Genomic DNA, 26,197 nt, shown 5'->3' on the forward strand with positions numbered 1-26,197 from the left:
TTTCGGGCGGGTCGCAGGCTAGAGTTCTTCTTGTTCGCAGCGCGGAACACCGGAAACGGGGGGAGCGCGGCGGAGAGCGGGGCTATAGCTCAGTTGGTAGAGCGCCTGCATGGCATGCAGGAGGTCTGGAGTTCAATTCTCCATAGCTCCACAATCAGGATCCCGTCCCCAACAGGGGGCGGGATCCTTGCTTTTGTCCCGGCTGCCCCGCCCGCCAACGGCATGGCAGAATCGGACGGCCGGAGGGGAGAGGGCGGCCCCGGGCGGGAGGGAGTCGCTGACGGATGGGTGCACACCGGCGCCGGTGCGACTGGTGCAACAACGGCACGCCGATCGTGCGGGACATGGACCCGGTCAACCCCGACTACCAGTACTGGTGCGAAGAGTGCGCGCGGGCGCTGATCATAAAGGGCGACCCGATCGAGACGTACCGGGAACTCGAAGGGGAGCCGATCTACGGCCGGCTGCTCGACGAGCACTGCACGCTCAAGCGGTTCTACCAGTTCGCGCGGGCCTGACCCGCGGGCGCGGGGCAGGCGTGACGGGGGTGTGACGCAGGTGCGGACCGAGGCCCTGGACGGGCGGACCGGGCGGCTCCGGAACCCGGCCGAAACCGATTTTTGGACCAGGGCCATCACCGTGTAATGTTTGGGACGTCGCCAAGGGAAACCGCGAGGAACACCGGGGCGACGGGCAGTACAGAGCAGCATCGAGGGGCTATAGCTCAGTTGGTAGAGCGCCTGCATGGCATGCAGGAGGTCTGGAGTTCAATTCTCCATAGCTCCACAGTGAAGAGAAGCGGGTCACCCGGATCGGGTGGCCCGCTTCTCGTCGTGCCCGGCCCGCCGGACGGCCGAGCGGGCGTCGGGGCCGCTGCGGTACCCTGACGCCATGCGTGCCGTACGCCTTCTGCTTACCGAGCCGCGCTGAAGAGCGCCGACCTGCGAGACGGTCGGCATCGGCGCGGCGCCCCCTCCTGTGCGAGGGGTTTTTTCGTTTGGGCAGGCAGAGACGGCAGAGACGATCGATGGAGCTTCAGAAATCATGAGCGAGACGAACACCACGGCCCCCGAGGCGGCCGAGGCGCACCGCTACACGGCTGCCATGGCCGCCGACATCGAGGCACGCTGGCAGGACGTATGGGACGCGGAGGGGACCTACGAGGCCCCGAACCCGACCGGTGACCTCGCCGGGGACCCGGCCGTGGTGGCGCGCCCCAAGAAGTTCATCATGGACATGTTCCCGTACCCCTCCGGCGCGGGCCTGCACGTCGGCCACCCGCTCGGGTACATCGCCACCGACGTCTTCGCCCGCCACCAGCGGATGACCGGCCACAACGTGCTGCACACGCTGGGCTTCGACGCCTTCGGCCTGCCCGCCGAGCAGTACGCCGTGCAGACCGGCACGCACCCGCGCGTGTCGACCGAGGCGAACATCGAGAACATGAAGGTCCAGCTGCGCCGCCTCGGCCTGGGCCACGACAAGCGCCGTTCCTTCGCCACGATCGACCCGGCCTACTACAAGTGGACCCAGTGGATCTTCCTGCAGATCTACAACTCCTGGTACGACACCGAGGCGAAGACGGCCCGCCCGATCGACGAACTGGTCGCCGCCTTCGAGGACGGCTCCCGCGAGGTGCCGGGCGGCCGCTCCTGGGCCGCGCTGACCGCCGGCGAGCGGGCCGACGTATTGAACGAGTACCGCCTGGCGTACTCCTCGGACGCGCCCGTGAACTGGTGCCCGGGCCTGGGCACCGTCCTGGCCAACGAGGAGGTCACCGCCGACGGCCGGTCCGAGCGCGGCAACTTCCCCGTCTTCAAGGCCAAGCTGAGCCAGTGGAACATGCGGATCACCGCCTACGCGGACCGCCTGCTGGACGACCTGGACGCGCTGGACTGGCCCGAGGCCATCAAGCTCCAGCAGCGCAACTGGATCGGCCGCAGCGAAGGCGCGCGGGTCGACTTCGCCGTCGGCGGCGCCGGCGCGATCACCGTCTTCACGACCCGCCCCGACACCCTGTTCGGCGCCACCTACATGGTGCTGGCGCCCGAGCACGAGCTGGTCGGCTCCATCGTCCCGGCCGCGTGGCCCGAGGGCACCCACCCGGTGTGGACCGGCGGCCACGCCACCCCCGCCGAGGCGGTCAACGCGTACCGCAAGCAGGCCGCGTCCAAGTCGGACGTCGAGCGGCAGGCGGACGCCAAGGAGAAGACCGGCGTCTTCACCGGCGCCTACGCGGTCAACCCGGTCAGCGGCGACCAGGTCCCGGTCTTCATCGCCGACTACGTGCTGATGGGCTACGGCACCGGCGCGATCATGGCCGTCCCGGCGCACGACAGCCGCGACTTCGCCTTCGCGCGCGCCTTCGAGCTGCCGATGCGCTGCGTCGTGCAGCCCTCGGACGGACGCGGCACCGACCCGGCGGAGTGGGACGACGCCTTCGTCTCCTACGACGCCGCCGTGGTGAACTCCACGGGCGAGGGCGTGTCCCTGGACGGCCTGGGCGTCGTCGACGCCAAGGTGAAGATCACCGACTGGCTGGCCGAGCGCGGCATCGGCGAGGGCACGGTCAACTTCCGGCTGCGCGACTGGCTGTTCAGCCGCCAGCGCTACTGGGGCGAGCCCTTCCCGATCGTCTACGACGAGGACGGCGTCGCGCACGCGCTGCCCGAATCGATGCTGCCGCTGGAACTGCCCGAGGTCGAGGACTACTCGCCGCGCACCTTCGAGGCGGACGACGCGACCAGCAAGCCGGAGACCCCGCTGTCGCGCAAGGCGGACTGGGTCGAGGTCGAGCTGGACCTGGGCCGGGGCGACGGCGTCCGGCGCTACCGCCGCGAGACCAACACCATGCCGAACTGGGCCGGTTCCTGCTGGTACGAGCTGCGCTACCTGGACCCGGACAACTCCGAGGCCCTGGTCGACCCGGCCGTCGAGCAGTACTGGATGGGCCCGCGCGAGGGCCAGCCGCACGGCGGCGTCGACCTGTACGTCGGCGGCGCCGAGCACGCGGTGCTGCACCTGCTGTACGCGCGCTTCTGGTCGAAGGTGCTGTTCGACCTGGGCCACGTGTCCTCGGTCGAGCCGTTCCACAAGCTGTACAACCAGGGCATGATCCAGGCGTACGTCTACCGTGACGCGCGCGGCTTCCCGGTCTCCGCCACCGAGGTCGAGGAGCGCGACGGCAAGTTCTTCTTCGAGGGCGAGCCGGTCAAGCGCGAGCTGGGCAAGATGGGCAAGTCCCTGAAGAACGCCGTCACGCCCGACGAGATCTGCGAGGAGTACGGCGCGGACACGCTGCGCCTGTACGAGATGGCGATGGGCCCGCTGGACGTCTCGCGTCCTTGGGACACCCGCGCGGTGGTCGGCCAGTACCGGCTGCTGCAGCGCCTGTGGCGCAACATCGTCGACGAGGAGACGGGCGCGGTCACCGTGGTCGACGCCGAGCCGGCCGAGGACACGCTGCGCGTGCTGCACAAGGCGATCGACGGCGCGGGCGCCGACCTGGCGGGGCTGCGGTTCAACACGGCGATCGCGAAGATCACCGAGCTGAACAACGCCCTGACCAAGGCGGGCCGCCCGCTGGAGCGCTCGGTCGCCGAGCGGCTGGTGCTGCTGGTCGCGCCGCTGGCCCCGCACATCGCGGAGGAGCTGTGGCACCGGCTGGGCCACTCGGACTCGGTGGTCCACCAGGACTTCCCGGTCGCGGACCCGGCGTACGTCGTGGACGAGAGCGTGACCTGCGTCGTGCAGGTCAAGGGCAAGGTCAAGGCCCGCCTGGAGGTGCCGCCGACGATCTCGGACGCGGACCTGGAGCAGCTGGCGGTGACCGACGCGGGCGTCGTCGAGGCGCTGGGCGGGGCCGAGATCCGTAAGGTGATCGTGCGGGCGCCGAAGCTGGTGAACATCGTCATCTGAGGTCGGCCGCTGGCAGACCGGGAACATGCGGTCCCGGTCTAGGGGTCATCCCGTACGGGCAGGTTGGGGGTTCGATTGGAACCCCTGGCCTGCCCGCGGCGTTTACGGTGGGAGGGCGGAGAAGTACCGGCTCCGGCCGCCGCATTCGTTTCACTCGTTCCGTTCGTTTCACTCGTTTCAGGGGAAAGGGAACCTCATGGAGGCCGCGCTGATCATCATGGCCCTGATGGTGCTGTTCACCCTGGGACTGGGGGTGTGGGTCACCGTGAAGGTGGTCGGTGCGGCGAAGCGCGGCGTCGACCGGACGATCACGCAGGCGCGGCGGACGGTGGAGGACACCAGCCTGAAGGCGCGCAGCTTCGGCCAGGTCGGGGTGGCGGGGGCGCTCGCCCAGATGCGGCTGGACCTGCGGATGTCGATGAGGTCCACGCAGCAGGCCCTCTACCAGGGCGTGCAGACGGACGCCTCGCTGAAGGAGTCGATCGCCCTGTTCGAACGGCTCAGCGCCCACGGGCACGAGCTGGACGACGAGCTGAAGCGGCTCGAACAGGAACCGGACAAGAAGCGGATCGCCGAGCGCCTGCCGGACCTGCGGGAACGCGTCGGCCAGGTCACCCAGGGATCGGATTCGCTGCGCTGGGCCGCGCGCGACCGGGCCCGGCGGTTCGCCGAGGACGACCTGAGCGTGCTGTCGGCGCAGATCGAGGTCGAGTCCGGAGCGCTGCGGGACTGGTCCCGCCCGTCGGTGGACGACCTCGCGGGCTGGGCGGCCGAGCCGCCCACCGGGCCGGCCCCTTCGCCTTCCGCCGCCCCGGACGCGCCGCGGGCGCAGGGGCCGGCGGCGGCGCTGCCGAAGTCCGCGCGCCGGGCCGCCTACCCGTGGGACAAGGCCGCGCGGCCTGAGACGACGACCTGAGACGACCATTTCGGACGACCACCTGAGACGGGCTCGACGGGGGTTCGTGCCCGGGTCGAGGCGCGGCCGGCCCGACCGGCCCGACTCGCAGGGCTCGTAGGGGCAGTGCCGCGCCGCGTGCGGGCGCCGGACGCCGGACGGCTTTGGCCGGTGGTCCGCACAGGCGGCGGGGCGGGCCACCGCCGGACCGGGCTGCCGGACGCGGCCCGCTGGCGGTACCCTCCGGCTCATGTCCCGCCATGTCGCGATCATCACCGATTCCACGGCCTACCTGCCCCAACAGGCGATGGCGCGGCACGGAATCACCGCCGTGCCCCTCACCGTGGTCCTCGGTGACGAGGCCCTCGAAGAGGGCACGGAAATCTCGGCCCGCAGCCTCGCCCTGGCCCTCCAGAAGCGCCGGTCGGTCACCACCTCCCGGCCCGGCCCGGAAGAGTTCGTACGGGCCTACCAGGCGGCCGCGGACGCCGGTGCGAGCGCCATCGTGAGCCTGCACCTCTCCGCCGAGTTCTCCGGGACCTACGACGCCGCCGTGGTGGCGGCGCGGACGGCGCCCGTGCCCGTGCGGGTGGTCGACACGGGCATGGTCGCCATGGCCCTCGGCTTCTGCGCGCTCGCGGCCGCCGAGGTCGCCGACGCGGGCGGCTCCCCCGACGAGATCGTGGCCGCCGCGGAGAAGCGCGCGGCGGGCATGTCGGCGTACTTCTACGTCGACACCCTGGACTACCTGCGCCGCGGCGGCCGCATCGGCGCGGCCCAGGCCCTCTTCGGCTCGGCGCTCGCCGTCAAGCCGCTGCTCACGCTGGAGGGCGGCCGCATCGAGATGCTGGAGAAGGTGCGTACGGCGTCCAAGGCCATCGCCCGCCTGGAAGAGCTGGCGGTGGAGCGCGCCGGCTCGGGGGCCGTGGACATCGCGGTGCACCACCTCTCGGCCCCGGAGCGCGCCCAGAAGCTGGCGGAACGGCTCCGCGAGCGCGTCCCCGGCTTGGTGGAACTGCACGTCAGCGAGGTCGGTGCGGTGATCGGCGCACACACCGGGCCGGGGCTGCTGGCGGCGGTCGTCTCACCGCGCTGACCCGCGCACGGGGGTCCGCTTCCCCCTCACGGGTGACGGAGTTGTCCACAACGGGGCTGCCGTCCACCGGAATCGGGGGCTCCGCCCCGAGCGGCGCATTCGTCCCTACCGTCGTTCGCATGACTCTTCGTACGCGTACCGCACCGACCTCCCGGGCCACCAGTGGCCCGGGCCGCCCCTACTCCTCCGACGGCCGGTCCCGCACTGCCGGCGGCCGGTTCCGTGCCTCTGACGGCCGTACGCGCCGCCAGGGGGCCGCTCCCGTCTCCCCGGCGCTGCGCCGCCGGGCGGACGCCCTGCTGAACGGCTCCGGGGGTGCGCGGGAGGCCCCGCCGGACGGCGGGGTGGAGGGCGGCTCCGGGGTCAGCTCCGGTGTCGACTCTGGTGGTGCTGGTGGTGCTGGTGGTCCTGAGGGTGTGGGTCCGGTCGGGCCGCGAGCGGATCGGGTCGGGTGGGCGCTCGGGGTGCGGGAGCGGATGCCGGTGTGGGTGCAGACGCGGTGCGGGCTGGAGCCGAAGACCCTCGGCGCCGTCGCGGTGGTGCTGGTGGCGGCCGTGGGGTTCGCCGGACAGCAGTACTGGTCGGCCGGGCCGAAGCCGGTGACCGCGCCCGCCGTCGACGCTCCGCCGCTGACTCCGGCGGGGGCCGCGTCCACCCCGTTTCCCGCGTTCGCCTCCCCGGGCGGGGTCGTGGTGGGGCCGGTGCCCGCAGCTCCGTCCAGCGGGCCGCGGATCGTGGTGGACGTCAGCGGAAAGGTCCGGGACCCGGGGATCCGGCGGCTGCCCGCCGGGTCGCGGGTCGAGGACGCGCTGGCCGCCGCCGGGGGCGCGCGGCCGGGTACGGACCTCTCCGGGCTGAACCGGGCGCGGATCCTGGTGGACGGCGAACAGGTGCTGGTCGGTGTCCCGGCGCCACCCGCGCCGGTCGGGGGCGCGCCGGGAGGGGGCGGCGGGGGCGGTTCCGCCGGTGCCGGGACGGCTCCGGTGAGCCTCGCCACCGCCACGGTCGAGCAGCTGGACGGACTTCCCGGCGTCGGGCCCGTGCTGGCCCGGCACATCGTCGACTACCGCACCGCGCGCGGTGGCTTCCGTTCCGTGGAGGAACTCCGCCAGGTCAACGGGATCGGGGAACGACGGTTCGCCGATCTGCGCCCCTTGGTCCGGCCGTGACCGGGGCGAACGGGCCTCCGGGCGAGGTGTCGGGCCTGGTCCCGGGCGGGTCGGTGGCCCGTTCGCCGGGCCGCCGGCCGGCCGTGGTGGACCTGCGGCTCGTGGGGCCGGCCCTCGGTGCGTGGGGGGCGGCGGCGCTCGCGCTGGAGGCACCGGCCCTGTGGACGGCCTGCGGGGTGGGGCTGGCGGTGGCGGGTGCGGGGGTGTTCGTGCTGGTGGCGTGCCGCCGGGGCGAACCCCGGTGGGCCGCGGGGGTGGCCGTCGCCGCGGTCCTGCTGTGCGCCGCCGCCGGAGCCGCCGTGGCCGCCCTGGAGCGGGCCGGGGACCGCTCCGGTCCGGTGACCGGGCTCGCGCGGCAGCACGCCCTGGTCACCGCGGAGCTGACGGTCGCTTCGGACCCCCGGCGAGCCGCGTCCGGGGCGGGACCGCCCGTGCTGATGCTGGACGCCGAAGTGACCCGGGTGACGGACTCCGAGGGGAGGCGGACACGGGTGGAGAGCCCCGTCCGGGTCATGGCGGGACACCCCGGCTGGGCCGGGCTGCTGCCGTCGACCCGGGTGCGGGCCGTGGTCCGGCTGGCTCCGGGGCGCGCGGGGGAGCGGGCGGTGGCGCTGCTGCGCCCGGTGGAGGACGCCCCGCCCGTCCTGATCGGGGGCCCGGATCTCGCGCAACGGGTCGCGGGGCGGTTGCGGGCCGGGCTGCGCGTGGCCACCAACGGGCTCGCGCCCGATCCGCGGGCGCTGTTGCCGGGGCTGGTGGTGGGGGACACCTCGCGGGTGGCGCCCGATCTGCACGACGCCTTCCGCGCCACCGACCTGCTGCACCTGCTGGCGGTGTCCGGGTCCAACCTCACCGTCGTCCTGTTCCTGCTGATCGGCCCCGCGAGCACCGCGCAACAGGCCGAGCGGCGCGGGCTGGCTCCCCGGCTCGGGCTCTCGCTGCGCGGCACGGCGCTGGGCGGGGCGGCGCTCACCCTGGCCTTCGTGGTCGTGTGCCGACCCGAGCCCAGCGTGCTGCGGGCCGCGGCGTGCGGGGCGGTCACCCTGCTGGCCCTGGCCACCGGGCGGCGCAGATCCCTGATCCCCGCCCTGGCCGCGGCCGTGGTGCTGCTCGTGCTGTACGACCCCTGGCTGGCGCGGAGCTACGGCTTCCTGCTCTCGGTACTGGCCACGGGCGCCCTGCTGACGCTGGCGCCCCGGTGGAGCGAGGCCCTGCGCGGGCGCGGGGTGCCCTTCCGGCTCGCCGAGGCGCTGGGCGCCGCCGCGGCCGCGCAGGCGGTGTGTTCGCCGGTGGTGGCGGTGCTCGCGGCCCGGGTGAGCCTGGTGGCGGTCCCGTGCAATCTGCTGGCCGAGCTGGCCGCCGGTCCCGCGACGGTGCTGGGCTTCGGCGCGCTCGCCGTGGCCCCGGTGTGGCCGGCCGGGGCGCGGGTGCTGGCCTGGTGCGCCGGGGTGCCCGCCGGGTGGATCGCCGCCGTCGCCCGGACGGGGGCGGGGTTGCCCGGGGCGGAGCTGTCCTGGCCCGGCGGGATCGGCGGGGGCCTGTTGCTGGCCTTGGTCACCCTGGGCGCCGTAGGGCTGGCGGCGCGCCTGGGCCGGTACCGCTGGGCCTGCGCGGCGACGGCCCTGCTCCTGCTCCTCGCCCTGCTGCGGCCCCCGCAGCTCACCCGGACCCTCACCGGCTGGCCGCCGCCGGGGTGGCGGTACGTGCAGTGCGCGGTGGGCCAGGGGGACGCGGGCGTGCTGGCCGCCGGGCCGGGCACCGCGGTGGTCGTGGACACCGGTCCGGATCCGGGGCCGGTGGACGCGTGCCTGCGGGCCCTGGGGGTGCGGCGGGTACCGCTGCTGCTCCTGACGCACTTTCACGCGGACCACGTGGGCGGGCTGGCCGGAGTACTGCGCGGGCGGGCCGTCGGCCTGATCCAGACCACCACGCTGGCGCAGCCGCCGGGCCAGGCCGAGTTCGTCCGGCGGGCCGCGGCCGCCGCGGGCATCGCGGTGGAGGTGGCCCGCGCGGGGGAGCGGCGCCGGATCGGGCCGCTGGCCTGGGAGGTGCTCTGGCCGCCGCCCGCCGGGCCGGGAGCGGGACCGGCGCCCGAGGGCCCCAACGACGCGAGCGTGGCCCTGCTGGTCGACAGCGGCGGGCTGCGGCTGCTCCTGCTCGGCGACCTCGAACCGGCCTCGCAGGGCCGGTTGCTGAGGGACCGTCCCCGGTGGGGGCCCGTGGACGTCCTGAAAGTGGCCCACCACGGCTCCGCGCACCAGGACTTCGCGCTGCAGGCGGGGATCGCCGCCCGCATCGCGATCGTTCCGGTCGGGGCGCACAACCGCTACGGTCACCCGGCGCCGGTGACGCTCGCGCGGCTGCGGGCGGCGGGGGCGGCCGTCCTGCGCACCGATGCCGACGGGGCGGTGGCGGTCGCGGGATCGGGCTCCGGGCTACGTGCATTTCCGGCCGGTCGCCGGCGCGGGAGGCGGAGGCGTCCCGGGGCCGGCAGGGGGTGTGACCGTTCTGTTTGCTCCCAACTCGACAGCGTGATCGAATGCGTTTCCGCCAGACCGATTCACGACCACTCAAGTTCACACAGCGCACGGGGGTGCATCAACCATGTTCAGTCGCCGACGGGGTATGGAGACGGGTGCGGGTTCCAGCCCGCCCGGATCCGCGACGCTGATGCTGCCGCCGATGGCGGGTCTGCTCAGTTGCCGGGTGCTCGACGCCGTCCACCAGCCGGTCCGCCAGGCCCGGTTCGAGGTCACCGATCCGATCGGCCGACGGATCGTCAGCGGGGAGACCGACCCCTACGGCGGATTCGTCGCCGCGGTGCCGGAGGGGGAGTACCGGCTGGCCGTCACGGCCGAGGGGTACGCGCCCTACCTGGGGGCGACGACCATCGGGGACGGCACGCAGCACGGCGGGGCGGAGATCGTGCTCGCGGCGGTCGAGCCGCCGCTGCTGCCGAAGCCCGGGCACTGGGAGCTGGACCCCTCCCACTCCTCCATCGGCTTCACGGCCCGGCACATCGGGATGGCCAGGATCCACGGCCGGTTCAACACCTTCGCCGGGGCGGTGCGGATAGCCGACCGCATGGAGGACTCCTCCATGCACGTGATCATGGACGCGGCGAGCATCGACACCGGGGTCCGGCTGCGCGACGACCACCTGCGCTCCGCGGACTTCCTGGACGCGCAGCGCCACCCGACGGTGGAGTTCTACAGCGAGCGGTTCATCCACCGCAGCGGCAGCCGCTGGGCCGTCGCGGGAGCCCTGACCCTGCACGGCGTCAGCCGCTCGGTCACCCTGGACGCCCAGTACCTGGGCGTGGGCACGGGCATGGAGGGCGAGACCCGGGCGGCCTGCCGGGCGACGGCCGAGCTGCACCGCGAGGACTTCACCCTGAACTGGCAGTCGATACTGGCGCACGGCATCGCGGCGGTCGGCATGAGCGTGGAGGTCGCGCTGGACGTCCAGATCATCCACAAGGCCTGACGGACCGCAGGAGCACGGGAGCCCCGCGGCGCGGGCTGGGGGCGCGGCTAAGGGGCTTCCAGCCAGCCGTCGTGATCGGCGGCGAGGTCGTCCAGGGCGGCGGTGTCCAGGAGCTCCTTCGGGTCCTCCACGACCACGAGCCACTGGGCGTCCTCGGCGTCGTCCTCGCCGGCCAGGGCGTCGCGGACCAGCTGCGGTTCCTCGGGCAGGCCGAAGCGGTCGACCAGCTCCCGGGCCACCTCGTCGGCGGCGTCGCGGTCGGGCAGGACCAGTACATGTCGCACGTTCACCGGATCATTCTCCGGTATGCGGGGCCGGGCGCTGTCAGTACGGCGTGGGATGCTGGAGGCGATGGCCACCAGGAAGAACTCAACCGACGATCCGCTCGCCCCGCTCACCCTCGCGGTGGGCCAGGAGGACCTGCTCCTCGACCGCGTGGTGCGGGAGGTGGTGGCGGCCGCCCGGGCCGCCGACGCCGACACCGACGTGCGCGACCTCGCGTCCGAGCAGCTCCAGCCCGGCACGCTGGCCGAGCTGACCAGCCCCTCGCTCTTCTCCGAGCGCAAGGTCCTGGTCGTGCGCAACGCGCAGGACCTGTCCGCGGACACGATCAAGGAAGTCAAGGCGTACCTCGACGCGCCCTACGAGGACATCGCCCTCGTCCTCCTCCACGCGGGGGGCGCCAAGGGCAAGGGCCTGCTGGACGCGGCCCGCAAGGCGGGTGCCCGGGAGATCGCCTGCCCGAAGATGACGAAGGCCGCGGACCGGCTGTCCTTCGTGCGGGGCGAGTTCCGGACGCTGGGCCGGTCGGCCACGCCGGAGGCGTGCCAGACCCTGGTCGACGCCATCGGCAGCGACCTGCGGGAGCTGGCGAGCGCGGCGGCCCAGTTGTGCGCGGATGTCGAGGGCACCATCGACGAGGCCGTGGTCGGCCGCTACTACACCGGCCGGGCGGAGGCCTCCAGCTTCACCGTCGCGGACCGGGCGGTCGAGGGCCGTGCGGCCGAGGCGCTCGAAGCCCTCCGCTGGTCCCTGTCCACGGGGGTGGCGCCGGTGCTGATCACCAGTGCCCTGGCCCAGGCGGTGCGGGCCATCGGCAAACTGGCGTCGGCCCCCCGCGGGGCCCGGCCCGGCGACCTGGCCCGTGACCTCGGCATGCCGCCGTGGAAGATCGACCGGGTCCGGCAGCAGATGCGGGGCTGGTCCGCGGACGGCGTCTCGGAGGCGCTGCGGGCTGTGGCGCAGGCCGATGCGGGTGTGAAGGGCGGGGGCGATGACGCGGCGTACGCGCTGGAGAAGGCGGTCGTAGCGGTGGCCCGCGCCGCCCGCCCCCACCAGCCGGCCCGCTGACCCTGGGCGCGCCGCCCCTGTCCCGCTGACCCCGGGCGCGGCCCGCCTGCGGCCCGTGGCCCTAGTCCCGGGCTGCCATCGGTCCGGGCTGCCCCTGGCCCGGCTCCGGCCCGCACTTCGGCCCCGCCGCTGTGCCCTGCGGGTGGCCCTCGCCCCTCCCTGCCTCCGGCGGCGCCTCAAACGCCGGCGGGGCTGGGTTCGTCCGGTGGGGCTGAGTTCGCCCGCCCCGGCCGGGCTGGGTTCGCCCTGCTGGGGTCGGAGGCCCGCCCGCACGTGCGAAGGCCCCGGTCGCTCCCCTGGGGAAGGGGGGCGGTCGGGGCCTTCGGGTGGTGCTGGTACTGCGTACTGCTGGTGTGCGCCGCACCCGCGTGGCGAACGCAGGCCGTGTGCGGCGCGGGGTGCCGGTCAGGAGCGGGAGAGAGGGCCCGCTGGTTCCGTTCCGGCGTTCACATCAGAAAGCTCAGCCCTGCAGGGCGGCAACCTTGAGAGCCAGCGCCGACTTCTTGTTGGCGGCGGCGTTCTTGTGGATGACACCCTTCGAGACAGCCTTGTCGAGCGCACGCGAAGCGGCGCGAGAAGCCACGGTGGCCTTCTCGACGTCACCGGCGGCGGCGGCCTCGCGGGCCTTGCGGATCGCGGTCTTGAGCGACGACTTGACGGCCTTGTTACGCAGGCGCGCCTTCTCGTTGGTCTTGTTCCGCTTGATCTGGGACTTGATGTTCGCCACGAAAGAGCCTTTTCAGGTTCAGAGTTTGATCTTCGGATTGTGTGCCGTCTGCTGAGAGGGCATGCGACACACAGCTGCCCAGGCTACCAGCCGCGCTCCGACCGGCCCAAACCGGCCGCACTGCCCCGGCCATGGGACCATGGGAGTCTGCGTATGGATCCGACATCGCGCCGACGAAGGCGACGAGAACCGACTTCCGCTCCCGACCACGCTTCCGACTGCGACCCGAGAATCAGGACACTGCGTGCCCGCGATCCCCAGCCACGTGCCCGAGCCGAGCCGTACCGACCCGGCGCTGATCCGCAATTTCTGCATCATCGCGCACATCGACCATGGCAAGTCGACCCTCGCCGACAGGATGCTCCAGCTCACCGGCGTCGTCGACTCGCGGCAGATGCGTGCCCAGTACCTCGACCGCATGGACATCGAGCGTGAGCGCGGCATCACGATCAAGTCGCAGGCGGTCCGTCTGCCCTGGGCCCCCACCACGGGGGACGACCAGGGCAGCACGCACATCCTGAACATGATCGACACCCCCGGCCACGTCGACTTCACCTACGAGGTCTCCCGCTCGCTGGCCGCCTGCGAGGGGACGATCCTCCTCGTGGACGCCGCCCAGGGCATCGAGGCGCAGACCCTCGCCAACCTGTACCTGGCGATGGAGAAGGACCTCGCGATCGTCCCGGTCCTGAACAAGATCGACCTGCCGGCCGCCCAGCCGGAGAAGTTCGCCGAGGAGCTCGCGAACCTGGTCGGCTGCCAGCCCGAGGACGTCCTGCGCGTCTCGGCGAAGACCGGTCTCGGCGTGGACGTGCTGCTCGACAAGATCGTCGCCACCGTTCCGGCCCCCGTCGGCCCCAAGGACGCCCCGGCCCGCGCGATGATCTTCGACTCGGTCTACGACTCGTACCGCGGCGTGGTCACGTACGTCCGTGTGGTCGACGGACAGCTCAACAAGCGCGAGCGCATCCGGATGATGTCCACCGGCGCCACCCACGAGCTGCTGGAGATCGGTGTCTCGTCCCCGGAGATGACCCCGGCCGACGGCATCGGCGTCGGCGAGGTGGGCTACATCATCACCGGCGTGAAGGACGTCCGTCAGTCCAAGGTCGGTGACACCATCACCAGCCTGCACAACGGTGCGACCGAGGCCCTGGGCGGCTACAAGGACCCGCGCCCGATGGTCTTCTCCGGCCTCTACCCGCTCGACGGTTCGGACTACCCGGACCTGCGCGAGGCCCTCGACAAGCTGCAGCTCAACGACGCCGCGCTGGTCTACGAGCCGGAGACCTCGGCGGCCCTCGGCTTCGGCTTCCGCGTCGGCTTCCTCGGCCTGCTCCACCTCGACGTGGTGCGCGAGCGCCTGGAGCGCGAGTTCGGCCTGGACCTGATCGCCACCGCGCCGAACGTGGTCTACCGGGTCGTCATGGAGGACGGCAAGGAAGTCACCGTCACCAACCCGAGCGAGTTCCCCGAGGGCAAGATCTCGGACGTGTACGAGCCGGTCGTCCGCGCCACCCTGCTCGCGCCCTCCGAGTTCATCGGCGCGATCATGGAGCTGTGCCAGCAGCGCCGCGGCACCCTCCTGGGGATGGACTACCTGTCCGAGGACCGCGTCGAGATCCGCTACACGCTGCCCCTCGCGGAGATCGTCTTCGACTTCTTCGACCAGTTGAAGTCCAAGACGCGCGGTTACGCCTCCCTCGACTACGAGCCCACCGGCGAGCAGGCCTCGGGCCTGGTCAAGGTCGACATCCTGCTGCACGGCGACAAGGTCGACGCCTTCTCCGCCGTCACGCACAAGGACGCCGCCTACGCCTACGGCGTGCGCCTGGTGGCGAAGCTGCGCGAGCTCATCCCGCGGCAGGCCTTCGAGATCCCGATCCAGGCCGCCATCGGTTCCCGGGTCATCGCCCGCGAGACGATTCGCGCCATCCGCAAGGACGTCCTCGCCAAGTGCTACGGCGGTGACATCTCCCGTAAGCGGAAGCTGCTGGAGAAGCAGAAGGAAGGCAAGAAGCGGATGAAGATGGTCGGCTCCGTGGAGGTCCCCCAGGAGGCCTTCATCGCCGTGCTGTCCAGCGACGAGTCCGGCGGCAAGAAGAAGTAGCCGCAGGCCGGAGCGTGCCCCGCGGCGCGCCGGGGGAGGGCCGGGACGCGGCCCCGCCCCCCGCCGCCCCGCGTCACCGGAACGGGTCCCCGCGCACACGCGCGGGGGCCCGTTTCGTTATGAACCGGCCGCCTGCCGACCCTTACGCGTGGGTGGGGCGGCCATCTACTCTGATCACTGCTCGTTGGTTACTCGCCAGTCACAAGAAACCCGCCAGTCCCCACGTCTTCACGCCCTAGCCGCGTGGACCGGTCCGGAGGATGTCGTGAGCGACACACAGACCATGATCGAGAACCGCCCGCCCACCGTGGCGGCCCTCTTCCTTGAGCGCGTCGCCGCGACTCCGAACGGCGAGGCCTACCGCTACCCGGTCATCGCCGCCCCCGGCCAGGGCCCGGACGAGTGGAAGTCGCTCAGCTGGGGCCAGGCGGCCGAACGGGTCTTCGCCATCGCCGCGGGCCTCGTCACCCTCGGGGTGCGGCCCGAGGAGCGCGTCGCCCTCGCCTCCAGCACCCGCGTCGAGTGGATCCTCGCCGACCTCGGCGTCATGTGCGCCGGAGCCGCGACCACCACCATCTACCCCAGCACCAACGGCGAGGAGTCGGCGTTCATCCTGGCCGACTCCGACAGCCGGGTGCTGATCGCCGAGGACGCCGCCCAGCTCGCCAAGGCCCGCGCGCACCGTGCCGACCTGCCGAGCCTGGCGCACGTCATCGTGCTGAACGCCGCCGACGCGATCGCGGCCGACGGGGACCCGGACGGCTGGGTGCTCTCCCTCGCCGACCTCGAAGCGCGCGGCGCCGAGCACCTGGCCAAGTACCCCGAGGCCGTCCGCGAGCGGATCGCGGCGATCACCGCCGACCAGCTCGCCACCCTCATCTACACCTCGGGCACCACGGGCCGCCCCAAGGGCGTGCGGCTGCCGCACGACAACTGGTCGTACATGGCCAAGGCCACCGTGGCCACCGGCATGATCTCCGCGGACGACGTCCAGTACCTGTGGCTGCCGCTCGCGCACGTCTTCGGCAAGGTGCTGACCTCGGGCCAGATCGAGGTCGGGCACGTCACCGCCGTCGACGGCCGGATCGACAAGATCATCGAGAACCTGCCGATCGTCCAGCCCACCTACATGGCGGCCGTCCCCCGCATCTTCGAGAAGGTGTACAACGGGGTCGCGGCCAAGGCCAGGGCAGGCGGCGGTGCCAAGTACAAGATCTTCAAGTGGTCGGTCGCCGTGGCCCGCGAGTACGCCAAGGTCACCCAGGACAACTTCCGCCGCACCGGCCACGCCAAGGCCCCCCTCGCCCTCACCGCCAAGCACCGGGTCGCCGACGCGCTCGTCTACGCCAAGCTCCGCGACGCCTTCGGCGGCCACCTGCGCGCCGCCGTCTCCGGCTCCGCGGCCCTCGCCCCCGAGATCGCCTACTTCTTCTCCGGCGCCGGCATCAACATCCTGGAGGGCTACGGCCTGACGGAGTCCAGCGCGGCCAGCTTCGTCAACCCCGGCGAGGCCTACCGCACCGGCACCGTCGGCAAGCCGCTCCCCGGCACCGAGGTCCGCATCGCCGACGACGGCGAGATCCTACTGCGCGGCCCCGGGATCATGGAGGGCTACCACAACCAGCCCGAGAAGACCGCCGAGGTCCTCGAAGCGGACGGCTGGCTGCACACCGGCGACATCGGCGAGCTGTCCGCGGACGGCTATCTGCGCATCACCGACCGCAAGAAGGACCTGATCAAGACCTCGGGCGGCAAGTACGTCGCTCCCGCCGAGGTCGAGGGCCGCTTCAAGGCGATCTGCCCCTACGTCTCCAACATCGTCGTCCACGGCGCCGACCGGAACTTCTGCTCCGCGCTCATCGCCCTCGACGGCCCCGCCATCCTCGGCTGGGCCGCCGAGAACGGGCTGGAGGGCAAGACGTACGCCGAAGTCGTCGCCGCGCCCGAGACCAACCGGCTGGTGGAGACGTACGTACAGACCCTCAACGAGGGCCTCCAGCGCTGGCAGACGGTCAAGACCTTCCGGCTCCTGCCGCGCGACCTCGACGTCGAGCACGGCGACCTCACGCCCAGCCTCAAGCTGAAGCGGCCGGTCGTCGAGCGCGAGTTCAAGGCTCTCATCGACGAGATGTACGCGGGCGCGAACGAGGCCTGACGGGCCCCGGACCGGGCCGTCCCGCACGCAGCGCCGACCGCGGCGGGCGTGCGGGGCGGCGTGCGGGACAATGGGGGCATGCCTTCCGCCCTCCCCGACGGGGAACCCCTGCCCGAAGACGGCTCGCTGCCGTCGCACGCCCTGGTGGGTGCGGCGGACCGGCCGCTCGGGTTCTACCTGCACGTCCCGTACTGCGCCACGCGCTGCGGCTACTGCGACTTCAACACCTACACCGCCACCGAGCTGCGCGGCACCGGCGGGGTCCTCGCCTCCCGCGAGAACTACGCCGACACCCTCATCGACGAGGTGCGCCTCGCCCGCAAGGTGCTCGGCGACGACCCGCGGGCCGTCCGCACGGTCTTCGTCGGCGGCGGTACGCCCACGCTCCTGCCGGCCGCCGACCTGGTCCGGATGCTCGCGGCGATCCGGGACGAGTTCGGCCTGGCCGAGGACGCCGAGATCACCACCGAGGCCAATCCGGATTCGGTCGATCCGGCGTACCTGGCCGAACTGCGGGCCGGCGGCTTCAACCGGGTCTCCTTCGGCATGCAGAGCGCCAAGCAGCACGTCCTGAAGGTGCTGGACCGCACGCACACCCCCGGGCGCCCCGAGGCGTGCGTCGCGGAGGCGCGGGCGGCGGGCTTCGAGCACGTCAACCTCGACCTGATCTACGGCACCCCCGGGGAGTCCGACGACGACTGGCGGGCCACGCTCGCCGCCGCGCTCGGCGCCGGTCCCGACCACATCAGCGCCTACGCCCTGATCGTCGAGGAGGGCACGCAGCTGGCCCGCCGGATCCGCCGGGGCGAGGTCCCGATGACCGACGACGACGTGCACGCCGACCGCTACCTGATCGCGGACGCGGTCATGGCGGAGGCCGGCTACCACTGGTACGAGGTGTCGAACTGGGCCACCACCGAGGCCGGGCGCTGCCTGCACAACGAGCTGTACTGGCGCGGGGCCGACTGGTGGGGCGCGGGGCCGGGGGCGCACTCGCACGTGGGCGGGGTGCGGTGGTGGAACGTGAAGCATCCGGGGGCGTACGCGGCCGCGCTGGCCGCGGGGCGGTCGCCCGGGGCGGGGCGGGAGCGGCTCTCCGACGAGGACCGGCGGGTCGAGCGGATCCTGCTGGAGCTGCGGCTGGTGGGGGGCGTGCCGCTGTCCCTGCTGGCCGCGGCCGGGCGCGCCGCGGCGGGGCGGGCGCTGGCGGACGGGCTCCTGGAGCCCGTGCCCTTCGGCGAGGGCCGGGCCGTCCTCACCCTCCGCGGGCGGCTCCTGGCCGACGCGGTGGTCCGCGACCTGGTCGACTGACGGGCCGGCTCGGCCTCCCGGGCCCGGGCTCACGGGCCTGGCCCGCCAGCCCGTTGGCCTCTCGGCGTCCCTCCGGGCTTCGCCCCATCCGCGCCCGCATCTGTGGCGCTGAGCCCGGCCAAATCCAGCCTCGCCGGTGTTTGAGGCGCCCCCGGAGGGTCCCCGAGCCGTACCCGGCGTCCAGCCTGGGTCGCGGGCCGGGCCTGCTGCCCCTCCGCGTCCCTCCGGGCTTCGCCCGGCTGGCGCCCGTATCCCTGGGGGCGCTTAGCCCGCCAAATCCAGCCCCGCCGGCGTTTGAGGCGCCCCCGGAGGGTCCGCTCAGCCGCACCCGGCGTCCAACGCACGTCGCGGGGCAGGTGCCGCTCCGTCTGCCCTCCGGGGGCGCCTCAAACGCCGGCGAGGCTGGAGTGGGCGGCGTGGCACGTCGGCGAGCTGGACGTGCGGGCGGGGTAGGTCAGCGAGCTGGATGGGCGGGCGGGGCCGGGCCGTGACCTGGGCCGCGCGGGGTCAGGGGGCCGTGACGAAGTCGATCAGTTCTTCCACGCGGCCCAGGAGGGCCGGTTCCAGGTCCTGGTAGGTGTGGACGCGGGAGAGGATGTGCTGCCAGGCGGCGCCCGTGTTCTCGGGCCAGCCCAGGGCGCGGCAGATGCCCGTCTTCCAGTCCTGGCCCCGGGGGACCACCGGCCAGGCCGGGATGGACAGGGCGGACGGTTTGACCGCTTGCCAGACGTCGACGTACGGGTGGCCCGCGACCAGGACGTCCGGCGAGGTCACCACGGCCGCGATGCGCGACTCCTTCGAGCCGGGCACCAGGTGGTCGACCAGGACGCCGAGGCGGGCGTCCGGCCCCGGGGCGAACTCCGCCACGATCGCCGGGAGGTCGTCGATGCCCTCCAGGTACTCCACCACCACGCCCTCGATGCGCAGGTCGTCGCCCCACACCCGCTCGACCAGTTCGGCGTCGTGGCGCCCCTCGACGTAGATCCGGCCCGCCCGCGCCACCCGCGCCCGCGCCCCCGGGACCGCGATCGACCCCGACGCCGTGCGCGCGGGGGCCGCCGGGGCCCGGGAAGGGCGCACCAGGGTCACCACGGCCCCCTCCAGCAGGAAGCCGCGCGGTTCCATGGGGAACACCCGCCGCTTGCCGAAACGGTCCTCCAGGGTCACCGTGCCCGCCTCGCAGCCGACCACGGCGCCGCAGAAGCCCGTACCGGCCTCTTCGACCACCAGGTTCGGGTCCGCGGGGACCTCCGGGACGGGGCGGGGGCGCTTCCACGCGGGGGTCAGGTCGGGCGAGTACTCACGCATCCGGCCGACGCTAGGAGGCCCGGCGCCCTCACGCACGCGACACGCCGAACCGCCGGGCCAGTGTGTCGCGTTGCGCACGCACGAAGCCCGCGTCGACCACCGCGCCGTGACCGGGTACGTACAGCGCGTCGTCCCCACCCAGCGAGAGCAGCCGGTCCAGGGCCGCGGGCCACTGCCCCGGCACCGCGTCGGGCCCGGCCTGGGGTTCACCGGACTCCTCGACCAGGTCCCCGCAGAAGACCACCTCCCGCTCGCCCGGCACGCACACCGCCAGATCGTGCCCGCTGTGCCCGGGCCCGACGTTGGCCAGCAGCACCTGCAGCCCACCCAGCTCCAGGGTCCACTCGCCCGACACCAGGTGCCGCGGGAGCAGCAGCGCCCGCGCCGCCTCGACGGCCTCGGCCCGCGCCAGCCCCTGGCGCACCGCGTCCTCGCACAGCTCCTCGCGCCCCGTGTCCAGCAGCGCGTCCAGCCCCACCGCGCCGAACACCTCGGCCTCCGGGAACGCCGCCGAGCCCAGCACGTGATCGAAATGGGCGTGCGTGAATGCGAGATGCGTCACCCGGCGGCCCGTCATCCGCTCCGCCGCCGCCCGCAGCCCGGCCCCCTCCGGCAGCGAGGATCCCGGGTCGATCAGCAGGACCGCGTCATCGCCCACCACCAGCCCCGCGGTGCAGTCCCACACCGGCAGCCGCAGCCGCCCGGACCTCGCCGTCAGCCGTTCCCACCCCGCGTCTTCCCAACCGATGTCCATGCCGCGACGCTAGTCGAGCGGCCGCTCCCCGCGCGGTACCTTTGCGGGCCGCGAGGGGCGGCCCTTGCTATCGCCGTACGTACCCGCCGTACACTGACCGGGGGATCTCTGGCACTCGCCGTCCGCGAGTGCCAGCGGCACTCACCACGAGAACCCGGTGACCAGCCCGTCCGGGCAGGGGCAGTACGGCAACAGGCATCACAGACGGAGGTGTGCGCGATGCTCAGCGAACGCAGACTCGAAGTGCTGCGCGCCATCGTCCAGGACTACGTCGGGACGGAGGAGCCGGTCGGCTCCAAGGCGCTCACCGAGCGGCACCGGCTCGGCGTCTCGCCCGCCACCGTGCGCAACGACATGGCCGTGCTGGAGGAAGAGGGCTACATCGCCCAGCCCCACACCAGCGCGGGGCGCATCCCCACGGACAAGGGCTACCGCCTCTTCGTCGACAAGCTGGCGGGCGTCAAACCCCTGTCCAGCCCCGAGCGGCGGGCCATCCAGAACTTCCTCGACGGCGCCGTCGACCTCGACGACGTGGTCGGCCGCACGGTGCGGCTGCTCGCGCAGCTCACCCGGCAGGTCGCCGTCGTCCAGTACCCGAGCCTGACCCGCTCCACCGTCCGGCACGTCGAGCTCCTCTCGCTGGCCCCGGCCCGCCTGATGCTCGTCCTGATCACGGACACCGGCCGGGTCGAGCAGCGGCTCGTCGACTGCCTGACGCCCTTCGGGGAGACCTCGCTCGCGGACCTGCGGGCGCGGCTCAACAGCCGGATCGTCGGCCGCCGGTTCACCGACGTGCCGCCGCTGGTGCAGGACCTCCCCGAGTCCTTCGAGACCGAGGACCGGGCGACGGTCTCCACCGTCCTCGCGACCCTCCTCGAATGCCTCGTGGAGGACGCCGAAGAACGGCTGATGATCGGCGGAACCGCCAATCTCACCCGCTTCGGCCACGATTTCCCCCTGACGATCAGGCCGGTGCTCGAAGCGCTGGAGGAGCAGGTCGTGCTCCTCAAGCTGCTGGGCGAGGCCAACGAGTCGGGAATGGCCGTACGGATCGGGCACGAGAACGCCTACGAGGGGCTGAACTCCACGTCGGTCGTCTCGGTCGGTTACGGTTCGGGCGGCGAAGCAGTCGCCAAACTCGGCGTGGTCGGACCGACCCGCATGGACTACCCCGGAACGATGGGAGCGGTACGCGCAGTGGCACGTTACGTCGGACAGATCCTGGCGGAGTCGTAAGTGGCCACGGACTACTACGCCGTACTCGGCGTGCGCCGCGACGCTTCCCAGGACGAGATCAAGAAGGCCTTCCGGCGCCTCGCGCGTGAACTCCACCCGGACGTGAATCCGGACCCGAAGACGCAGGAGCGCTTCAAGGAGATCAACGCGGCCTACGAGGTGCTCTCGGACCCGCAGAAGAAGCAGGTCTACGACCTCGGCGGCGACCCGCTGTCCAACTCGGGCGGCGGCGGCGCGGGCGGGTTCGGAGCCGGGGGCTTCGGCAACTTCTCGGACATCATGGACGCCTTCTTCGGCCAGGCCTCGCAGCGCGGACCGCGCTCGCGGACCCGCCGCGGCCAGGACGCCATGATCCGCCTCGACCTGGAACTCGACGAGGCGGCCTTCGGGACGACCAAGGACATCCAGGTCGACACGGCCATCGTCTGCACCACCTGCTCCGGTGAGGGCGCCGCTCCCGGCACCTCGGCGCAGACGTGCGACATGTGCCGCGGCCGCGGCGAGGTCTCGCAGGTCACCCGGTCCTTCCTGGGCCAGGTCATGACCTCGCGCCCCTGCCCGCAGTGCCAGGGCTTCGGCACCGTGGTCCCCACCCCGTGCCCCGAGTGCGCGGGCGACGGCCGGGTCCGCTCCCGCCGCACCCTCACGGTCAAGATCCCGGCCGGCGTCGAGAACGGCACCCGCATCCAGCTCGCGGGCGAGGGCGAGGTCGGCCCCGGCGGCGGCCCCGCCGGCGACCTCTACGTCGAGATCCACGAGCTGCCGCACAGCACCTTCCAGCGACGCGGCGACGACCTGCACTGCACGGTCACCATCCCGATGACGGCGGCCTCCCTGGGCACGAAGTGCCCGCTGGAGACCCTGGACGGCATGGAAGAGGTGGACGTCCGCCCCGGCACCCAGTCGGGCCAGTCCATCCCGCTCCACGGCCGCGGCGTCACGCACCTGCGCGGCGGCGGCCGGGGCGACCTGATCGTCCACGTCGAGGTCATGACCCCGAACAAGCTGGACGCGCAGCAGGAGGACCTGCTGCGCCAGCTGGCCAAGCTGCGCGGCGAGGAACGGCCCACCGGCCAGTTCCAGCCCGGGCAGCAGGGCCTCTTCAGCCGCCTGAAGGACGCGTTCAACGGGCGCTGACCACCCCGCCTGAGGGCGCCCCGCGCGGGCGCCCTGCGGGCCGGGCAACCGGACTGCGCCGGGCGTCTCGCGTGATTCGGTCTGGTGCGGGGGACATGGCACGATGCTGGGCATGTCCTCCGCACCGAACGGTCTTCACCAGTACCCGATCGTGCAGGCCCCGATGGCGGGCGGCGGATCCTGTCCGCCGCTGGCCGCCGTCGTGAGCGAGGCGGGCGGGCTGGGCTTCCTGGCCGGCGGCTACAAAACGGCCGACGGCATGTACCAGGAGATCAAACGGACGCGCGGGCTGACCCGCCGCCCCTTCGGCGTCAACCTCTTCGTGCCGCAGACGGCTTCGGCCGCCTCGGCCGACCCCGCCGCCATCGAGGCCTACCGGGGGCAGCTCGCCGGAGAGGCGAGCTGGTACGACGTCTCGATCGCCCCCGAGGACACCGTCGGCACCTACGACGACGGCTACGAAGCCAAACTCGCGATCCTCCTCGAAGACCCCGTCCCCGTGGTCTCCTTCACCTTCGGCTGCCCTCCGGCCGAGGTGCTGACCGCCCTGCGCCGGGCCGGTACCCGCAGCGTGGTCACCGTGACCTCCGTCGAGGAGGCCCGTACCGCGCAGGCCGCGGGCGCCGACGGCATCTGCGTCCAGGGCATCGAGGCGGGCGGCCACCAGGGCACGCACCGCGACGATCCGCACACCGACGGCACCGCGGGCGTCGGCCTGCTGGCGCTGGTCGGGCAGGTACGGGAAGCGGTCGCGCTCCCGATCACCGCCGCGGGCGGCCTCATGCGGGGCTCGCAGATCGCCGCCGTGATCGCCGCCGGCGCGGAGGCGGCGCAGCTCGGCACGGCCTTCCTGGCCTGCCCCGAGTCGGGCGCCGACCCGCTGCACAAGAGGGCGCTGACCGACCCGCTCTTCCCGCACACCGAACTCACCCGGGCCTTCTCCGGGCGGCCCGCGCGGGGGCTGGTCAACCGGTTCATGCGGGAGCACGGGCCGTACGCGCCCGCCGCCTACCCCCAGGTCCACCACCTGACCGCCGGCCTGCGCAAGGCCGCGGCGGCGGCCGGGGACCCGCAGGGCATGGCGCTGTGGGCGGGCCAGGGCCACCGGCTGGCGAGACCCCTGCCCGCCGGGCAGCTGGTGGAAGTACTGGCGGCCGAACTGGCCGAAGCGCAGCGCGCGTTGCGGATGCTGAAACTGAGGAGTGCGTCATGACCGCCCCCGTGTTCGTGGTGGAAGAGGTCCCCGCGGGGCCGGAGTTCGTCCTGGACGGGCCCGAAGGCCGCCACGCGGTGTCCGTGAAGCGGCTGAACCCCGGCGAGGCGGTGGTCCTCGCGGACGGCCGGGGCCGCTGGGCCGACGCCGTGGTCAAGGCGGCGGAGGGCAAGGACCGGCTGGTCGTGGCGGTGGACGCGGTCCACGAGGAGCCGGAGCCGGCGGTACGGATCACCGTGGTCCAGGCGCTGCCGAAGGGCGACCGGGGCGAGCTGGCCGTCGAGACGATGACCGAGACCGGGGTCGACGCGGTGGTGCCGTGGCAGGCGTCCCGGTGCATCACGCAGTGGCGCGGGGAGCGGGGGGCCAAGGCGCTGGGGAAGTGGCGGGCCACCGCGCGGGAGGCCGGGAAGCAGTCCCGCCGGGTGCGGTTCCCGGAGGTGGCCGAGGCCATGTCGACGAAGCAGGTCGCCGCGCTGCTGGCCGGGGCGGACCTGGCGATGGTGCTGCACGAGGACCGGGACGCCGGGTCCGCGGCGCTGGCCACGGCGGAGCTGCCGGGGGCGGGGGAGATCGTGCTCGTGGTCGGGCCGGAGGGCGGGGTCTCGCCGGAGGAGCTGGCCGTCTTCGCGGAGGCGGGGGCGAAGCCGTACCGCCTGGGGCGGTCCGTGCTGCGCACCTCCACCGCCGGCACCGCCGCCACCGCCGTCCTCCTGTCCCGCACGGGCCGCTGGTCGTAGGCCGCCTCCAGCCCCGCTGGGCAATCTCAGCCTCGCCGGCGTTTGAGGCGCTGCCGGAGGCAGGTGCCGGGCGCGCGTCTCGCGGTGCCTCCGGCGGGCCCTCAATCGCCGGGCGGGCTGGAGTCGGCTGGGCTGCGTCTGCCGGGCAGCCTGGAGTTGGCCGGGGCGCGTCCGCCCCGCCGGGGGAACGTTACGATGCGGGGAGTCGATCAACGGTATGGAGGCGCCGCTATGGGCGGGGAACCGCAGGCTGACTGCCTGTTCTGCAAGATCGTCAAGGGGGAGATCCCCGCGACCGTCGTTTACGAGACCGACACGACCCTCGCCTTCCGGGACATAAACCCCCAGGCCCCGACGCACGTCCTCGTCATCCCCAAGGTCCACCACCCCGACGCCGCCTCCCTCGCCGCCGCCGAGCCCGCCGTCGCCGCGGACGTGCTGCGCGCCGCCGGTGAGGTCGCCGCGCAGGAGAAGGTCGCCGACTCCGGCTACCGGCTCATCTTCAACACCGGCGCGGGCGCCGGCCAGACCGTCTTCCACGCGCACGCGCACGTGCTCGGTGGCCGCGGTCTCGAATGGCCCCCGGGATAGCCGTGTCCGTACGGGAGTTCGTGGTGCTGGGCACCGCCAGTCAGGTGCCCACGCGCCACCGCAACCACAACGGCTACCTCCTGCGCTGGGACGGCGAGGGCATCCTCTTCGACCCGGGCGAGGGCACCCAGCGCCAGATGCTGCGGGCCGGGGTCGCCGCCCACGACATCAACCGGATCTGCGTCACCCACTTCCACGGCGACCACAGCCTCGGCCTCGCGGGCGTGATCCAGCGGATCAACCTCGACCAGGTCCCGCACCCCGTCACCGCCCACTACCCGGCCTCCGGGCAGAAGTTCTTCGACCGCCTGCGGTACGCCACCGCCTACCGCGAGACGGTCGCGCTGACCGAGGCCCCGGTGGCCGCGGACGGGGTGCTGGCGAACGGGCCGGCGTACACCCTGGAGGCCCGGCTGCTCTCGCACCCGGTGGAATCCTTCGGGTACCGGATCGCCGAGCCCGACGGACGCCGCATGGTCCCCGAGCTGCTGGCCCGCCACGGCATCAAGGGCCCCGACGTCGGCCGGCTCCGCCGCGACGGCGAGCTGAACGGCGTCACCCTCGACGAGGTCAGCGAGCACAAGCCGGGCCAGCGCTTCGCCTTCGTCATGGACACCCGGCTCTGCCCCGGCGTCGAGGCCCTCGCCGAGGGCTGCGACATGCTGGTCATCGAGTCCACCTTCCTGGACGCCGACGAACGCCTCGCCACGGACCACGGACACCTGACGGCCGCCCAGGCCGCCCGCGTCGCCCGCGCGGCCGGGGTCCGCCACCTCGTCCTGACGCACTTCTCGCAGCGCTACACCGACCCGGCCGACTTCGAACGCGAGGCCCGCGCCGCCGGTTTCGACGGCGAGCTGACCATCGCCGCCGACCTCGTCCGGGTCCCGCTGCCCAAGCGCGGATAGGAGGCCGCCGGAGACCGGCACCCGCCCCCGCCGACCGTCGGCAACCGCACCGCGGGGAGGAGAAGAGCGTTCCTCCGGTGATCTGGGACACAC

General features: G+C 73.2%; 20 protein-coding genes, 2 tRNA genes and 1 pseudogene. 19 read left to right on the forward strand and 4 right to left on the reverse strand.

Annotation, left to right across the window (positions count from 1 at the left end; translation table 11 throughout):
• Positions 1–78: 78 nt before the first annotated feature.
• The 9 genes and pseudogenes from ABZY31_RS16950 to ABZY31_RS16990 all read left to right on the forward strand — a co-directional run bounded on the left by ABZY31_RS16950 (position 79) and on the right by ABZY31_RS16990 (position 10,564).
• Positions 79–151 (forward strand) — tRNA-Ala (locus tag ABZY31_RS16950).
• Positions 152–284: 133 nt separating this feature from the next.
• A complete protein-coding gene (locus ABZY31_RS16955) occupies positions 285–518 on the forward strand; it encodes a hypothetical protein (RefSeq protein ID WP_008738908.1) in 234 nt (77 codons plus the stop codon).
• Positions 519–713: 195 nt separating this feature from the next.
• Positions 714–786: transfer RNA gene (locus ABZY31_RS16960), tRNA-Ala, on the forward strand.
• A gap of 258 nt (positions 787–1,044) precedes the next feature.
• Entirely contained in the window at positions 1,045–3,918 is a 2,874-nt protein-coding gene (gene leuS / locus ABZY31_RS16965; protein ID WP_356410657.1) for a leucine--tRNA ligase, read from the forward strand.
• A 196-nt stretch (positions 3,919–4,114) separates the two neighbouring features.
• The gene (locus tag ABZY31_RS16970; RefSeq protein ID WP_356410660.1) at positions 4,115–4,834 is read left to right on the forward strand and encodes a hypothetical protein; all 720 of its coding nucleotides are present in this window, start codon (positions 4,115–4,117) and stop codon (positions 4,832–4,834) included.
• 229 nt (positions 4,835–5,063) lie between these two features.
• A complete protein-coding gene (locus tag ABZY31_RS16975) occupies positions 5,064–5,909 on the forward strand; it encodes a DegV family protein (protein ID WP_356410663.1) in 846 nt (281 codons plus the stop codon).
• 119 nt (positions 5,910–6,028) lie between these two features.
• Positions 6,029–7,078, forward strand: coding sequence for a ComEA family DNA-binding protein (locus ABZY31_RS16980; protein ID WP_356410666.1), 1,050 nt, complete (start codon positions 6,029–6,031; stop codon positions 7,076–7,078).
• A gap of 53 nt (positions 7,079–7,131) precedes the next feature.
• A pseudogene (locus ABZY31_RS16985) lies at positions 7,132–9,522 on the forward strand (ComEC/Rec2 family competence protein); the annotation flags it as partial.
• 181 nt (positions 9,523–9,703) lie between these two features.
• Complete coding sequence (locus tag ABZY31_RS16990) at positions 9,704–10,564, forward strand: YceI family protein (RefSeq protein WP_356410764.1); 861 nt, start codon at positions 9,704–9,706, stop codon at positions 10,562–10,564.
• Between the two features lie 47 nt (positions 10,565–10,611).
• Here ABZY31_RS16990 and ABZY31_RS16995 read toward each other — a convergent pair whose 3' ends face one another.
• Positions 10,612–10,854: a hypothetical protein gene (locus ABZY31_RS16995; RefSeq protein ID WP_356410669.1), complete on the reverse strand. Its 243-nt coding sequence runs from the start codon at positions 10,852–10,854 to the stop codon at positions 10,612–10,614.
• A 61-nt stretch (positions 10,855–10,915) separates the two neighbouring features.
• Between ABZY31_RS16995 and holA the strand changes: the two genes are divergently transcribed.
• On the forward strand, positions 10,916–11,914 hold the full coding sequence (gene holA, locus ABZY31_RS17000) for a DNA polymerase III subunit delta (protein WP_356410671.1): 999 nt from the start codon (positions 10,916–10,918) through the stop codon (positions 11,912–11,914).
• Positions 11,915–12,374: 460 nt separating this feature from the next.
• Here the strand turns inward: holA and rpsT are convergent, their stop codons facing one another.
• Positions 12,375–12,641 carry a 30S ribosomal protein S20 gene (gene rpsT / locus ABZY31_RS17005; RefSeq protein WP_356410674.1) on the reverse strand — a complete coding sequence of 89 codons (267 nt, stop codon included), beginning with the start codon at positions 12,639–12,641 and terminating at the stop codon, positions 12,375–12,377.
• Positions 12,642–12,885: 244 nt separating this feature from the next.
• Between rpsT and lepA the strand changes: the two genes are divergently transcribed.
• The 3 genes from lepA to hemW all read left to right on the forward strand — a co-directional run bounded on the left by lepA (position 12,886) and on the right by hemW (position 18,217).
• Complete coding sequence (gene lepA / locus ABZY31_RS17010; RefSeq protein ID WP_356410677.1) at positions 12,886–14,751, forward strand: translation elongation factor 4; 1,866 nt, start codon at positions 12,886–12,888, stop codon at positions 14,749–14,751.
• A gap of 265 nt (positions 14,752–15,016) precedes the next feature.
• Positions 15,017–16,906, forward strand: a complete 1,890-nt coding sequence (locus tag ABZY31_RS17015) for an AMP-binding protein (protein ID WP_356410680.1) — start codon at positions 15,017–15,019, stop codon at positions 16,904–16,906.
• Positions 16,907–16,984: 78 nt separating this feature from the next.
• Complete coding sequence (gene hemW, locus ABZY31_RS17020) at positions 16,985–18,217, forward strand: radical SAM family heme chaperone HemW (protein WP_356410683.1); 1,233 nt, start codon at positions 16,985–16,987, stop codon at positions 18,215–18,217.
• A 507-nt stretch (positions 18,218–18,724) separates the two neighbouring features.
• Here hemW and ABZY31_RS17025 read toward each other — a convergent pair.
• On the reverse strand, positions 18,725–19,525 hold the full coding sequence (locus tag ABZY31_RS17025; RefSeq protein WP_356410686.1) for a DUF3097 domain-containing protein: 801 nt from the start codon (positions 19,523–19,525) through the stop codon (positions 18,725–18,727).
• Between the two features lie 28 nt (positions 19,526–19,553).
• On the reverse strand, positions 19,554–20,279 hold the full coding sequence (locus ABZY31_RS17030) for an MBL fold metallo-hydrolase (RefSeq protein WP_356410689.1): 726 nt from the start codon (positions 20,277–20,279) through the stop codon (positions 19,554–19,556).
• 219 nt (positions 20,280–20,498) lie between these two features.
• Here ABZY31_RS17030 and hrcA point away from each other — a divergent pair, with 219 nt between their 5' ends.
• The 6 genes from hrcA (at position 20,499) to ABZY31_RS17060 (ending at position 26,104) form a co-directional block, all read left to right on the forward strand.
• Positions 20,499–21,515, forward strand: a complete 1,017-nt coding sequence (hrcA, locus tag ABZY31_RS17035) for a heat-inducible transcriptional repressor HrcA (protein ID WP_356410691.1) — start codon at positions 20,499–20,501, stop codon at positions 21,513–21,515.
• Entirely contained in the window at positions 21,516–22,652 is a 1,137-nt protein-coding gene (dnaJ, locus tag ABZY31_RS17040) for a molecular chaperone DnaJ (protein ID WP_356410694.1), read from the forward strand.
• A 112-nt stretch (positions 22,653–22,764) separates the two neighbouring features.
• On the forward strand, positions 22,765–23,865 hold the full coding sequence (locus tag ABZY31_RS17045; RefSeq protein WP_356410697.1) for a nitronate monooxygenase: 1,101 nt from the start codon (positions 22,765–22,767) through the stop codon (positions 23,863–23,865).
• Positions 23,862–24,605 carry a 16S rRNA (uracil(1498)-N(3))-methyltransferase gene (locus ABZY31_RS17050; protein WP_356410699.1) on the forward strand — a complete coding sequence of 248 codons (744 nt, stop codon included), beginning with the start codon at positions 23,862–23,864 and terminating at the stop codon, positions 24,603–24,605. The genes ABZY31_RS17045 and ABZY31_RS17050 overlap by 4 nt, the downstream gene beginning before the upstream one ends.
• A gap of 231 nt (positions 24,606–24,836) precedes the next feature.
• The gene (locus ABZY31_RS17055) at positions 24,837–25,196 is read left to right on the forward strand and encodes a histidine triad nucleotide-binding protein (RefSeq protein WP_356410702.1); all 360 of its coding nucleotides are present in this window, start codon (positions 24,837–24,839) and stop codon (positions 25,194–25,196) included.
• A gap of 2 nt (positions 25,197–25,198) precedes the next feature.
• The gene (locus tag ABZY31_RS17060; protein ID WP_356410705.1) at positions 25,199–26,104 is read left to right on the forward strand and encodes a ribonuclease Z; all 906 of its coding nucleotides are present in this window, start codon (positions 25,199–25,201) and stop codon (positions 26,102–26,104) included.
• The last annotated feature ends 93 nt before the right edge of the window (positions 26,105–26,197 follow it).

It is taken from the genome of Streptomyces sp. NPDC006529, assembly GCF_040611795.1.
GTDB lineage: Bacteria > Actinomycetota > Actinomycetes > Streptomycetales > Streptomycetaceae > Streptomyces.